Here is a 14,693-nt window from a genome sequence, read left to right on the forward strand (position 1 = left end):
CCCCTTTAAGAAAGGGCATACAAAATAAAAATCACATAAGAAATCGTTTCCATAAACATTTTGTTTGAAAAATATTCTCAAACCCCCTACAATCACCATATACTCACTCTTACAAGTTGCTATTTTAGGAGGACAAATCATGACAACTAGCAATACGTACAAATTTTATTTAAACGGTGAATGGAGAGAAAGCTCTTCTGGGCAAACAATTGATATTCCATCACCATATTTACACGAAGTAATTGGTAAAGTACAAGCAATTACTCGCGGGGAAGTTGACGAAGCAGTTAAATCAGCACAACAAGCTCAAAAAGAATGGGCGGAAGCTTCTCTTCAAGATCGTGCAAAATATTTATATAAATGGGCTGATGAGCTTGTAAATATGCGAGATGAAATTGCCGATATCGTAATGAAAGAAGTCGGTAAAGGTTATAAAGATGCGAAAAAAGAAGTTGTTCGTACAGCGGACTTAATTCGTTACACTGTAGACGAAGCACTTCATATGCATGGCGAAAGCATGATGGGTGATAGCTTCCCTGGTGGATCTAAATCCAAGCTTGCAATCATTCAACGTGCACCACGTGGTGTTGTTTTAGCAATCGCACCATTTAACTACCCTGTAAACTTATCTGCTGCAAAACTTGCACCAGCTCTTATTATGGGGAACGCTGTTATCTTTAAACCAGCAACACAAGGCGCAATTAGCGGTATTAAAATGGTTGAAGCTCTTCATAAAGCAGGTCTTCCAAAAGGACTTGTAAACGTAGCAACAGGACGCGGTTCTGTTATCGGCGACTACTTAGTAGAACATCCTGGCGTAAATATGGTATCGTTCACAGGTGGTACAAACACAGGTGCTCACTTAGCGAAAAAAGCTGCTATGATTCCGCTTGTATTAGAACTTGGCGGTAAAGACCCTGGTATCGTACGTGAAGATGCTGACCTAGGGGAAGCTGCAAAACATATCGTTAGCGGCGCATTCTCATACTCAGGTCAACGCTGTACTGCAATCAAGCGCGTGCTTGTACATGAAAATGTAGCGGACGAGCTTGTTAGCTTATTAAAAGATCAAGTGGCTGAATTAACTGTTGGTTCTCCAGAACAAGACAGTACAATCGTGCCATTAATCGACGATAAATCTGCTGATTTCGTTCAAGGATTAGTTGACGATGCAGTAGAAAAAGGCGCTACAATCGTAATTGGTAACAAACGCGAGCGCAACTTAATTTACCCAACATTAATTGACAATGTAACAGAAGATATGAAAGTTGCTTGGGAAGAGCCATTCGGCCCAATCCTTCCAATCATCCGTGTTTCTTCTGATGAACAAGCAATTGAAATTGCGAACAAATCAGATTTCGGCTTACAAGCAAGTGTCTTCACAAAAGACATTAATAAAGCATTTGCAATTGCAAACAAAATTGACACTGGTTCCGTTCAAATTAACGGACGTACAGAGCGTGGTCCTGACCACTTCCCATTCATCGGCGTAAAAGGTTCTGGTATGGGAGCACAAGGTATCCGTAAGAGCCTTGAGTCTATGACACGTGAGAAAGTAACTGTATTAAACTTAGTTTAATATTTTAGAAGCTAGTCTACAGCTGTAGATTAGCTTCTTTTTATATTCTTTCATTCTCCTATTCACTTATCTAATATGCTTTAGGATCACTGTTCATTAACCAATCCATTACATTCTCAAATAAAGTTACAGAATAATTATGTTGTTTTTCTAGATTCAAGTGAGACAAAATATCAAAAATATTTTTTTCATTAGTTTAACACACAGATTAACAGAGCCTATTTCTAAAAAAACCCCTCTTCTTTTAATGACAAATTGTTCGCTATAGTCTGATTATTACTATATCCATTGACGTATAAAAATTCATTTGTTACCCTTGATTATGTTAATTTAATACATAAATCCTCATTCGTATCTCGGTGAGGTAGAGGTTGCAGTCATTAAGAGTATCATTTCAGGAGATGTAGTGGCATCGATGAATGAATGGGAAAGGAATGGTTGCCGAAGTAAGAAATGCCCACTGTGCATTCTTGCTGGGTCTGCTATTTAATAAGTGCAGAACTGTCACAAACAATTTGTTTGTGGAGAGCTATCGAGAGGTATGTCGTGGGTTTCCTATAAGATAGAAAGCACGTAGCGACAATTACACGTGCTTTTTTTGTTTTGTATGAAGCTTACCTTTCTTCCCTTTTTGGAAGACATACATATCTCCTCGCTTGACTTGGTTATACTAACTTTGGAGGTATTTTTTATGCAACAAAAAAAATGGGGTTTTTGGGTACTGACAGCATTTGTTGTTGGTAACATGGTTGGCGCTGGTATTTTCATGGTGCCAAGTACGTTAGCACAAACAGCAAGTCCTCTCGGTGTCACTTTAGCTTGGTTAACAACAGGGTTTGGTGTTTTAATGCTAGCTCTTGTTTTCGGTAATTTAGCAATTCGTCGTCCTGATTTAACGACAGGACCACAAAGTCATGCATATGCACTATTCTCATCACCAAAAAAGAAAAAAATGGCTGGTTTCAGTATGGTTTGGGGCTATTGGGTTGCAAACTGGGCAAGTAATGTCGCTATTATTACATCTTTTGCGGGATATTTATCACTCTTCTTCCCGATTATGAAAGACACACGCCTATTATTTTCGATTGGCTCTTTCGATATAGAAGTTGGAAAACTAATTACATTTTCTATTTGTTCTGTCTTACTATGGGGAACACATATGATTTTAACAAACGGTGTAAGCGGAGCTGGGAAGTTAAACTTCTTAGCAACAACAACAAAGGTGACTGGATTCCTTCTATTCATTGTTGTGACTTTGTTTGCATTTCAAGCTTCAAAATTTGGACAATGGTATACACCAATGATTGATAAAGAAGGCGTGTCACACGGACTGCTTTCACAAATAAATTTAGCTGCACTTACAACACTTTGGGCATTTATCGGTATTGAATCAGCTGTTTTATTATCAAACCGAGCTGTTTCTCCAAAAACGGTAAAACGAGCAACTGTAGCAGGTTTATTACTAACAGTTGCCATTTATTTAGGAATTACCATTTTAACAATGGGTGTTCTGCACATTGATAAACTTCAAACTTCTGAACGTCCATTAGCTGATGCATTAAATGCTGCAATGGGCCACGGCGGTGGGAAATTAATGGCACTACTTGCTCTTACTTCCCTATTCGGCTCTATCTTAGGCTGGATTTTATTAAGCTCAGAAGTACCTTATCAAGCGGCGAAAGAAGGATTCTTCCCTTCCTTCTTTGCAAAAACAAACAAAAAAGGAAGTCCAATTTATTCACTAAGACTGACAAATATTATGTCGCAAGTCTTCCTTTTCTCAACTTTATCAGGGACAATTGCTGAGGCCTATACATTCGTTATTACTGTCTCAACCTTAGCTTACTTAATCCCTTATCTCGTTTCACCAATCTTCCAATTAAAACTCGTTGCAACTGGTGAAACGTATAAAAACGAACCCGGTTCACGAATTATGGATGGTATTATCGCAGTCATTGCACTTTGCTATGCACTGTGGGTCATTAAAACTGGATCCTCAGATATAAAAACATTCCTTCTTGGAATTGGCTTATTTGTAATTGGCTTTGCATTTTATCCATTAATGAATCGCGATAAGAAAAAAAATGAAGAAAATAAAAACGAGCAAATTGCTTAAAGCAATTTGCTCGTTTTTATTTTTGTATAAGAAAGAAACCTATATAATAGAAGACAGAGGTGAAAAAACATGTCAATCGAAACACTATGGAGCACTCGTTTCCAAAAGCATATTCAAAACGTCATCATGTACTTTGCGCGCATGATTAGCGGTCTACTATACAGTTTCATCTTCGTCTCATGCATTGGTGCGTATTATTACGCCAAGTTTCTTAAAACATCTCCTTCTAAAGGCATTTCATTAATCATCATTATATCTCTGCTTACCATCATGATAACGAGATGTAAGGTTCGTACTTTTATCCAAAAGCCTGACGCTGTCTATTTACTGGCACTCGAAGAGAAATTAACATCTTATTTCAAACAGTCTCTTCTATACAATTATGTCATTCAACTTTTCCCATTGCTATTTACGTTTCTAATCATTACACCGCTAGCAATGCAAACATTACAGACAACCGTTCCATTCTTATGTACAATCTTTTTCATTTTAATGTTAATAAAAGGTTGGAACCTATATATCAATTGGATATGGCGTGATCAATATAACAGTCAAATCTGGTTTATCATTCGCTTCACTTGTAATGCACTCATTCTTTACACGCTCTTTCAGTCCGTATCAGTTGTTCTATTAGGTGCGATGCTATTACTTCTTGTCTTCCTACTTGTTTATACAACAAAACAGCCAACAAAACGAATTGGATGGGAATATATAATTGAGCAAGAAGAAAAAATGGACATGCACTTTTACCAATTTGCAAACTTTTTCACCGATGTCCCGCAGCTGAAAAAACAAGTAAAACAAAGAAAATGGCTAACAAGTTGGCTAGAACCTATATTACATAAAAAACAATCTACTTTTTTATATTTGAACACTTTATCATTCTTACGTGCGAATGATTATTTTGGTATATATATTCGATTGACTAGTATCGGTTCTTTTATTTTATATTTCGTACCGAATGTATTTGCAAAAGGCGCTATTACTTGTTGCCTCTTATATATGAGCTCTATGCAATTGCGTGCCTTATGGAAATATTTTTCAGGAAATAATATTGTAGCATTATATCCGATTTCATTTGAAGAAAGGGTACGTCAATTTCTTAACCTTGTATTTTCATTAGCAATCGTTCAGCTAGTGTTATTTTTCATTATTATATTCGCTGCACTCCAGCAGTTTTTACTTGTTCTTTCAACTATTATAGTCAGCATATTTTTTATCAAATTTATTATCTTACCAAGAACCAAAAAACAAATTTCTTCATCGGAAATTTAAATGAATGATTGTGTATTCTGAAAGAAAAAAACAGAAAGTTTAGCTAAAGAAGCTACTAGTAAAAAAAGAGAGCAGATTATCTGCTCTCTTATGATGCCTCATTATGTTCAGAGGAATGCTTAACACTCCCCATTCTCTTCAGTTTATTCCATCCTACCGCTACCCCTCGAATAGATGAAAATACAGATTTAATTACAACATAAGTCATAAATTGACGATAAATAAAGCGTTGTAAAATTAACCAGGCTAATGGTTTAGGATTCTCTTTCTCTAATTTAAATGCAAAAAGAGAAGCGAGAAGATCCATTGCAAAGAACACAAGATAAAACCCTAAAACTTTTAGAGGATTACTACCAAATAGCCCTATAATCATTAATATATCTGCTAAAGGAGCAATGAATTGCAGGACATATTGGAATAACCACATATTAGGTAATGCAACAAACCCTAATGTTTTATGCTTTGGGTTAAACAGTGCTTTTCGATGTTTCCAAAGACATTGGAGTGTACCATACGACCAACGATATCGTTGTTTAATGAGGCTTTTCACATCTTCAGGTGACTCCGTATAAGCATATGCTTTTTCTTCATATACAATTCGATGTCCTTGACGTAAGAATGTTATAGTAAGATCCGTATCTTCTGCCAGTGTATCTTCGCTTAAATATCCAGATTCAACTACATTCTTTTTACGCCATGCTCCAATAGCTCCAGGAACTACCGTGATACAATCCAACTCATCAAAAGCTCTGCGTTCTAAATTAAATCCTGTAATGTATTCAACATGTTGCCAAGTAGTTAACAAATTCCGTCTATTTCCCACTTTGACATTGCCTGAAACTGCTGCTACATTATGATCTTCAAAGTGTCTAATCATTAGAGAAATAGCATCTTGCGCAATAATAGTATCCGCATCTAAAGTGACAATGATTTCTCCTCGTGATTTTTGAAATCCTAAATTCATTGCGGATGATTTCCCACCATTTTCTTTCTGAATTAAACAAACTTTAGGATGTTTATGGAATGCTTCTTGAATTACTTTTGACGTACCATCTTTCGATCCGTCATCAACAACAATAACTTCAAATTCTCTATAATCACTATCCAAAATTGAGCGAATCGTCTTGGTAATAACCTTCTCTTCATTATATGCTGCTATCACAACACTAACGAAAGGTTGATAAGACGAATTAGTAAATAAACGAGATCTTGTTTTCCTTTTTTGCTTGAATGCAAAATAAATTAAAAATAGGAATCGGAAAATACCTAATCCAATAGCAATATAAAAAATAGTTGTTAATATATGCTTAGAATACCCCGCTCCTGAAAAAACAGCTTTGTTGTAAAGTAAATATTGCTTACCCTCAGAAGAAACGGGAGGCATTACTTCATCTCGTTCTTTATCCATTAAATCTGAAATTGTTACAAAACTATATCCATGTTTTTTAAGGTCTTTAATAATAATTGGTAGCGCCTCTACTGTATGGGTACGATTCCCTCCTGCATCATGAAGAAGAATAACATTTCCCTCCCCCTTATAAATGGGATTAAGAGCACGCTTTACCAATTCATTTGTTGAGGGCGTCGCCCAGTCCTCAGGATCAACTTTTTCTGCCACCATTGTATAGTTCATATTTTGTGCACGCAAAATAGGCAATATTTCATTTGATGAATCCGGATCAGCACCCGCTTCATATGGTGGCCTAAATAAAACCGTAGAATGTCCAGTTATTTCCTGAATCAGGCGCTGAGTTGTATTCAGTTCTACTTTTGTTCGTAGTAAAGACGTATCAGCTACGTTAGGATGTTTGAAGGTATGATTGCCAATTTCATGGCCTTCATCGTATATTCTTTTAACAAGACTAGGATTTAGCTGGGCGTTTTCACCAAGTACAAAAAAGGCTGCTTTTATTTTATACTCTTTTAATATATCTAGAATTTCCGGTGTGTATTTAGGATCTGGCCCATCATCAAATGTTAGTACTACTTGTTTTCCTTTTGGTTTTCCGTAGCGCTGCACTTGATATGCAGATGGTAGTGATTGATATACTTCATCTGTAAGATAGCCTTCTTTGCTTACTTTAAAATCTCTCAATCCATTTTTCTTTGCATTCTTAATCTGTAAAATTTCTCCTTGTCCAGAATATTTTACTTCATCTAAACTAGCGATTTTATGTAATGTGTCAGAATTTTTTTGTACCTCTATAGGATCTTTTAAAGCTTTCCATACAGTAGGATCTTCTGCTCCTAATCTCCATAATGCAACTCCCTTTGCATTGTTGTTCATTGCAATTTTTACTTGATTATAAAGAGTAACACCATCTAAGAACCAAGCAGTATGTTCTTTCGCTCCTTTTTTATATCGAAAATAAGGATTTCCACTAATCTTATCCCATTGAATTTTTATATTTGAATCATGAGCCATTGTCATAACTTCTGAGAAAGTTAAAGACTTCGCAGGTTTTTTGCTATTTACTTCCCAATCATATCCATAGTTACCGAAAGCAACTATAAGTTTCTCAGAGGGAATGTTTAGATCATTGAGCGTATGTTCAAACCATTTATTTGAAGCAATTGGTCCTGGTGTCCCTGCTCCATAGTGCTCATCATACATCATTACAATCATACGATCTATTACTTTGGCTAATGCACCATAATCAAAGGCTTTATCATTAGCAGGGACATCTTGCGTTACGAGCAAATGATGTTTGTGAAAGACCGTAGTAAGTTCTTTCATGAAATTTGTTAATTTATCTCTATCGCCTTCAGGTATTGACTCAAAGTCAATATTAATACCTGCAAATTGATTCTCTTCAATTCGCTTTACTAAATCATTAATAAACTTTGTCTGTACATTAGCTGGATCATTCAGTAACTTATGAATAAGTTTACTATCAGGACCAGAAGCTTCTTGCGTATAGTTAGTAAGCAAAGGCATAATTTTTACATGATTTTTTTTTGCTAACTTTACAATCTCAGGTTTAATCTCACTACTAATTGTTAAGTTTGCTTTTAAGTGATACCATTCTGGTACTAACATGGTTAATGAATCAATATTTTCTTTTAAAGAAGCAGTACTATTTTCATCCCAGTTTACATAAAAACCATAAACTTCTTTAGGTTGTTCGCCATTGCCTGTTGAATTTTCATTATTGCTTATTTCGGTATTAGAAGATTTGAATTCTCCCTTCTTTAACTGCTGGTCGCTGAGTTTTTGATTAATAGGTACAAGTTTAGTATCTTGCTGTACAGAAGGATTCATATTTGGAATTTCTGGTGTTGAAAAAATACTTCGAAAGAAAAAATAAAATACAATACTTATGCTAACTATTGAGATACATAGAAACCAACTGAAAGCTATTTTTCTTCTTCCTTTAGGATCATAAAAAACGGGTTTTGAGTTATCTTTCTCTTGTTGAATTTTTTTCTCCATTATTTTTTTACATACTCCTTTTCTTGTTATTCTGAATACAAGAATAAAATATTTTATTCTAAGTACAACGCAAACTATTTTAATAGATAGACTTCTAGGGTTTTGGTGCGAAAATAACTTAATAGGAATATAGAACAGTAATTTCCTGTTAACTTTGAGATCAAACGACTAATCCAAATAACTTATGAATGACTTCAACCTCATTTGGGGCAAATTTCACCCTTTGTTTGGTGAAGTTGCCCTTTTTCATCATATGCATGGCTTCGATACCTCTCAAAATCAAGGTTGCTGTACGAAATGACTTCAATCCTAACATGGAACGAACCCTCTTCTTCAATATTCTATGGATTTTTCTTTTCTTTCCCCTGATGTTGCGTGTCAGGAACGTTTTTGTCCTCTTTTTTATGCCCGTTGTTTTCGTTTATATTGCCTTTATTTTCTTGCTGAGACTCTTTATTTTCTTGTTTATATCCTTTTCCGTTGTTTTCTTGCTGAGACTCTTTATTTTCTTGTTTATACCCTTTTCCGTTGTTTTTTTGCTGAGACTCTTTATTTTCTTGTTTATACCCTTTACCGTTGTTTTCTTGCTGGGACTCTTTATTTTCTTGTTTATACTCTTTACCGTTGTTTTCTTGCTGAGACTCTTTATTTTCTTGTTTATACTCTTTATCGTTGTTTTCTTGCTGATGCCCATTATTTCCTTTTGATTGCTGGGGTTGCTGTTCCTGGGATTGCTTTTGTTCTATTTGCTCTTGCTTCTCATATCTTTCTTCTTTTACAGGAGACAAATTCGATGATGCATCGGGTGATGACTTTGGTTGCGAATGTATCTCCTGAGGGTGTTCCTCCTGATTAGACGGCGGTGCAGGAGGAGTAAGCGATTTCTTCTTCTCATTCTCTTGCTTTATATAGACACCTGTGCCGACTCCTGCTTTCTTGGCATTCTCTCGCACTTGCATCGTACTACTTTGATATACGACTGTAACATGTTTTGTCTCATACTCTTTCTTTAATTCTTGCATAGCCTTTTCCAACTGTGGTTCTAGCGACTTGTCCTTTGTAACAGCTGTTAGCATAATTTGCTTGTCATTCGTTAAGTATCCATCCTCTTGACTTTGCTTTACAATGGTACGTACTACGTCTTGCAAAAGTTTACTTTTCCATCGTTTCATTTCTTTTAAAATGCGCTTTCCATCATCATTACAAGCTCGCAAATCTATAACACGAAGATCCTTTGTTACGCTCGCCTCTAAACTTGGATTAATATCAATTGAGACATAAGCGAGTGCTTTTTCTTCCGGTTGGTTGTAGAAAAACAGAAACACACATAGAAAACAAGCAACAAGTAATGATGCAGGCTTTAAGAAAGAAGGGATTGAAAAACGCGGTACTCTTTGTTCTTGTTCGTTAAACGAGATTTCCTCTCCAATCATATAAGAGTGCGATTTTCTTTTAAACGTAATAAACTCTCCATCTGGAGTTAAAACAACTACGCTATGTTTTTTTATATCCATCACAATCCCTTTATTCATCATGCTTCCCCCCTCTTATATAATCAAGAATATATGTATAGTTGTTTGCAAAGATAATACACATTGCAATAATGTATTTTCTATGCCGCTCCAACGTTTTACGACTTGCCCTAACACGCGGTTCAATGTGTTTAAGCGGTAACTTTTTCTTTCGAAACAGCTCTTCCATCATTTTCTCTTCTTTTATAATAATCTTTACAATTTCTATTAAGTGCTCACGCGTATCACGATGCTTTGGAGATTCCTTAGCAAGCTCTGAAAATGTGATTTTAAACTCAGCTAGTACAATTTGAAAATGAAGAATCTCCTCCTTACGGTTTCTGTTTTCCATCTCTTTCATATACTCCGTAAGCGATACCTGCATTTCTACCATTTCCTCTTGCTGGTCTTCTTTTAAAAAGACGAGATTATGCTTAGACTCCTTGCGTATATAGTCAATTACATCCCTTTTTATAAGAAGCTCAGCAAACGCTAGAAAAGATTTTCCTTTTTTATATGAATACTGTTCAATTGCTTGATTAAACGCAAACAATCCAATGCTGTATTCATCATCCTGCTCCGTAATATACCGGCGGCAGACAGACGAGATTGATTTTCGAATAAAAGGCCGATACTGTGCGATAAAAGCTTCCTTATCTCCTCCGTTGTTTTGTATGTTAAATACGATATCTTCTATTTTCGGTTTTTTTATGATCTTCATCACTAAACTCAACACTAGTAATCCCCCTCCCTCCTTTTGCTTCAAATAGCAAAATGGTCACTAAAGAAGTGACCATTTCATCACATTTTCTTACTACTTTTCTTTGTGCTTGTCTTCTTGCTGTTGTTCATGTTTTTCGTGACCGACTTTTTTACCGTTGTCTTGATGATCATTCTTTTCTGTTTGACCCTTTTGGTTTGATTGCTCATGCTTCTCATAAGAAACAGCCGGTTTATGTGCTGGCTGTGTTACTTGTTCTGGTTGTGCTGGAGTTACTTCTGTATTTTGATCTACTTTTTTGTTTTCTTTTGCAATAGCGTCCGCTTGTTTTTCTTGCTCTTTTTCTATTTTAGCTACAATCTTTGAAAAACTCTTCTCTATATTTTTGGTAATTGCAGCTTTTGCTTTCCTTACTATATATATTCGGGGGGAATAAAAATTTTCTGGGGGTCAAAAAAATATTTTTTTATAAAATAGATAAACAATTTTTTCCAAAAATAAAAAGCTGACAATTTCATCAACTTTTTCATAGATTCATATGTAAAAATACTCGCATTCATTTTATCTCGGTTCTGGTGCAAAAATGTTTGATCACATATATAAAAGATGGGAGCCCTACGATGAACAACACTCAAACTTTAACGCCCCCAAGTAACTCTGAGGAAAACCAAAGAAATATTAGTTTGCAAACATTAAGGGTCATTGGACTCATTGTATTAATTAGTGGTTATACCATTGTCACACTCTCTGAAGTAGGTGAACTGAAGAACCTTTTAATGAACCCAAGCACTAGCAATACATTAGCTGAAGTAGACGTTTTTTAGAAAAAAATGGTATATAAAAAGCGAATCATTATAAAAACGATTCGCTTTTTGTATATGTTCTTATCCTATATGAGGTATGTTTTCTTCACGGTATTCTGTCCTATTAATTGCTTTTCTAAATAATAAAATACTACTTACACCAATTAAAAAATAAACAATACTCATTCCCCATGATGCAATGAATGAACCAAGCATAATTCCTAATGCTCCATTCATTTTTGCCACCTGGAATACCATACCATTGATTGCCATATAAGAGCTCCGTGCATCATCTGGAACCATATCAGCCATAATGGATTGACGAACTGGCACATACATCATCTCGCCAACCGTTTGAAAAAGCCCCGCTATTAATAAGATCCACAAGCTACTACTTGATCCAAGTATTGTAAATCCAATTGTATAGATAAATAAGCCAACATATAATATTTTCAAATCATTAAAACGCTTCATCATTTTAATCACAAGTGCTGAAAATAAAACAATCAAAATCGTATTCTCCGCAGAAATCCAGCTTAGCATGCGGATACCTGTTAAATCAAAGGTTCCGTGATTTCCAAATACGAAATGCACCGTTTCAAATTCCTTTTGCAAGCGTACACCTAAATAATTATTGATCTGAAATTCTAATGATAATGTACCTATACTGGCTATACAAAAAATTAAAAAAGTTCGATCTGTCATCACAACTTTATAACTTTCAACCATTTCCTTTAGTACGTGCTTCTTTTTTATAATTGGCCGAGCGACATATACTTCTTCCATATATACAGCAATTAAATATAGCGTCAGCAGTGCTACCACTGTTAATAATACAAATAGTTGCAAACGATAATGTTCAAATAATAGACCACCAAAAATCGCTCCAATTGCAATAGACAAGTTAATTGCCCAATAATTAATACTGTACATTACTTTTCTATTCTCCGGTGTACTCACATCAATTAACATCGCCTCTGTTGCCGGATTCATAAGTCCTGAACCAAGGCTATTTGTTAGCATAAACACAAAAGTGAGCCAAGGTGAATCTACATAATTTGAATTCGCAATTCCCATACAAGCGATAGAAACTACTTGTATCACTTGCCCTATAATCATAACCTTTTTTCGTCCTAATCGATCTCCAATATAACCACCATAAAGCCCAATGACGAGTGCCGCCATTACGTTTATTAGTAATAAAACACCTGCAAGGACACTCCCGAGCTTTACTGAAAAATAAATCGCCATAAACGGGAAAATCATTGTTGATACAGTGCGTGTTAAAAATGATGTTATAATTCTAATTTTTATATTTCGATGCATACTCCAAAATCCCATTGTTTCTTCCCCCTTATGTGTATTCATTTTACTTTGAAAAAGTGGAAGAAAAAGGTTAGAATATTCTAAAGAATTTCCCCTTTTATTGGGAAGGAGTCGTTTAAACATGAAAGTGATGGACTATTATATTCAACTACGATTGCATGATCCAGAAAAACAGTACATGCAAAATAGCTTGCAAGAATTAGCCAATATTTTATATTGCAGTACAAAAAACGTAAAAATTTTACTTAGAAAAATGAATGAAGAAAAATTAATTACGTGGACACCAGGACGAGGACGGGGAAATAAAAGTGAAGTTCTCTTTCTCCATACCATTTCAGAAGTGGTTATGCTCTATGCGGAATCTCTCTTACAGCAAGATAAATTAAAAGAGATATTTCTTCTTTTAAAACAACCATTTCCTGCTTCCCTCCGAAAAAGCTTAGAAGAAAAACTACAGCAGCATTTTGGATACCAACCTTTAAACGATATGTATGACGTGCTAAAGATACCTTGCTCGCGAAAAATACTGCCACTTGATCCAGCATTTGCAGCTGTAACAACAGAGAGTCATCTCATTAGTCAAATTTTTGATACATTAGTGAATTACAACTACAACACAGAAGAAATTGAGCCACATCTCGCACATACATGGGAGGTTAGTGACGATCAACTTACCTGGACCTTTTATTTACGAAAAGGCATCCATTTTCATCATGGAAGAATCTTATCTTCTAAAGATGTTCAATTTTCATTTGAAAGATTACAACGTGTACACTCTCCTTATGCCTGGTTAACTGAAGAGATTGTGCAGATTGAAACACCATCACCACTACAAATAAGCTTTCACCTCCGAAAGCCGAACTTGTTTTTTCTGCATTATGTAAGTTCAATGCAATTAGCCATTTTACCGCATGATGTAGAAATACAAAATCATTATTATATGGGGACGGGACCTTTTAAATTACATAGTTATTATGAAGATCAAGTTGTATTAGAAGCATTTACAAATTATTTTAAAGAGCGTGCGTTACTTGATCGAATTGAGCTTTGGCGTATTCCGGAACATGCACAAATACATACACATTATGAACTACCAAATACTAAACATACAAAAGAACACGAAGTACAAATAGAAGAAACCGGGTGTATATATGCCGCATTTAACTTTACAAAGCCTGGTCCACATCATGATATTTATTTTCGAAAAGCTTGGAGAGAAATATATGACGTTGAATCGATTATTCGTGATTTAAAAGGTATGCGGACTATCCCCGCATCAAGCTTCTTTCCAAGTCGAAGCCGAGAAGCAATGAAACAATCTTATTCTTTATGCAAAGCAAAGGAATACCTGAAAAAAAGTACATATCAAGGTGAAACTATACATATTTACTTTTTCTCTTTTAAAGATAGTGCTCATGATGCAATTTGGCTAAAAGAGCGTTGCCAAAGCTTAGGCATACAAGTGGAATTACACCCTTTTCCTGTCTCAGACTACTCGGATCGTTCTATTGATCAAAACGCCGATATTATTTTAATGGGAGAAGTTTTTGCTTCTGATTTAGAAATCGCCTTTTTAAATGTATTTAAAAATAAAAGCTGCTTTATCAATCGCTTTATGCATCCTCACTATCAAAAACAGATTAATTGTTTACTAGATACATTCTTAGCCGAAGAAAATAAGGAACATCGTTATAAACTTATATACGAAATTGAAGAATTCCTTCGAACGGAATATATCATTTTATTTAATTATCATGTTCTAAAAAAGAAGATCTACCCATCTTCTTTAAAAAATGTAACGATCGATTCTTTTGGCTGGACGGATTTTTCAAAGCTCTGGATTCATCCTACAGAATCAGCTAAAGAGTATTGAAATCAAATTACTTAACCATTTATATATATTCATTTTAAATTTCCGACATATAAGTC

At 35.2% G+C, this 14,693-nt stretch carries 9 protein-coding genes, 1 pseudogene and 1 riboswitch; of the genes and pseudogenes, 5 read left to right on the forward strand and 5 right to left on the reverse strand.

All coding sequences use genetic code 11. The features are described 5' to 3' along the window. Positions 1-139: 139 nt before the first annotated feature. From MHH45_RS12110 to MHH45_RS12120, 3 genes are all read left to right on the forward strand, one after another. Positions 140-1,579: an NADP-dependent glyceraldehyde-3-phosphate dehydrogenase gene (locus MHH45_RS12110; protein ID WP_016113266.1), complete on the forward strand. Its 1,440-nt coding sequence runs from the start codon at positions 140-142 to the stop codon at positions 1,577-1,579. Between the two features lie 357 nt (positions 1,580-1,936). Continuing rightward, positions 1,937-2,119: riboswitch (Lysine riboswitch) on the forward strand. A 151-nt stretch (positions 2,120-2,270) separates the two neighbouring features. Beyond that, entirely contained in the window at positions 2,271-3,695 is a 1,425-nt protein-coding gene (locus tag MHH45_RS12115; protein ID WP_016113265.1) for an amino acid permease, read from the forward strand. Positions 3,696-3,764: 69 nt separating this feature from the next. Then, on the forward strand, positions 3,765-4,970 hold the full coding sequence (locus tag MHH45_RS12120) for an ABC transporter permease (protein WP_016113264.1): 1,206 nt from the start codon (positions 3,765-3,767) through the stop codon (positions 4,968-4,970). Positions 4,971-5,058: 88 nt separating this feature from the next. Here MHH45_RS12120 and MHH45_RS12125 read toward each other — a convergent pair whose 3' ends face one another. From MHH45_RS12125 to sigI, 4 genes and pseudogenes are all read right to left on the reverse strand, one after another. After that, on the reverse strand, positions 5,059-8,403 hold the full coding sequence (locus MHH45_RS12125; RefSeq protein WP_077295139.1) for a glycosyltransferase: 3,345 nt from the start codon (positions 8,401-8,403) through the stop codon (positions 5,059-5,061). Positions 8,404-8,563: 160 nt separating this feature from the next. Further along, a pseudogene (locus tag MHH45_RS12130) lies at positions 8,564-8,749 on the reverse strand (IS6 family transposase); the annotation flags it as partial. After that, positions 8,745-9,935 carry an anti-sigma-I factor RsgI family protein gene (locus MHH45_RS12135; RefSeq protein ID WP_077295137.1) on the reverse strand — a complete coding sequence of 397 codons (1,191 nt, stop codon included), beginning with the start codon at positions 9,933-9,935 and terminating at the stop codon, positions 8,745-8,747. The gene MHH45_RS12135 and the pseudogene MHH45_RS12130, both read right to left, overlap by 5 nt. Further along, a complete protein-coding gene (gene sigI, locus MHH45_RS12140; protein ID WP_077295135.1) occupies positions 9,928-10,650 on the reverse strand; it encodes an RNA polymerase sigma factor SigI in 723 nt (240 codons plus the stop codon). The genes MHH45_RS12135 and sigI overlap by 8 nt, the downstream gene beginning before the upstream one ends. A 605-nt stretch (positions 10,651-11,255) precedes the next feature. On the opposite strand from sigI, the gene MHH45_RS12145 reads away from it, so the two are divergent. Then, complete coding sequence (locus MHH45_RS12145; protein WP_016113258.1) at positions 11,256-11,459, forward strand: hypothetical protein; 204 nt, start codon at positions 11,256-11,258, stop codon at positions 11,457-11,459. A 60-nt stretch (positions 11,460-11,519) separates the two neighbouring features. Here MHH45_RS12145 and MHH45_RS12150 read toward each other — a convergent pair whose 3' ends face one another. Next, the gene (locus MHH45_RS12150; RefSeq protein ID WP_088093929.1) at positions 11,520-12,779 is read right to left on the reverse strand and encodes an MDR family MFS transporter; all 1,260 of its coding nucleotides are present in this window, start codon (positions 12,777-12,779) and stop codon (positions 11,520-11,522) included. A gap of 106 nt (positions 12,780-12,885) precedes the next feature. Between MHH45_RS12150 and MHH45_RS12155 the strand changes: the two genes are divergently transcribed. Continuing rightward, a complete protein-coding gene (locus tag MHH45_RS12155) occupies positions 12,886-14,637 on the forward strand; it encodes an SgrR family transcriptional regulator (RefSeq protein WP_088093930.1) in 1,752 nt (583 codons plus the stop codon). The last annotated feature ends 56 nt before the right edge of the window (positions 14,638-14,693 follow it).

It is taken from the genome of Bacillus sp. FSL K6-0042, from assembly GCF_038006685.1.
GTDB lineage: Bacteria > Bacillota > Bacilli > Bacillales > Bacillaceae_G > Bacillus_A > Bacillus_A pseudomycoides.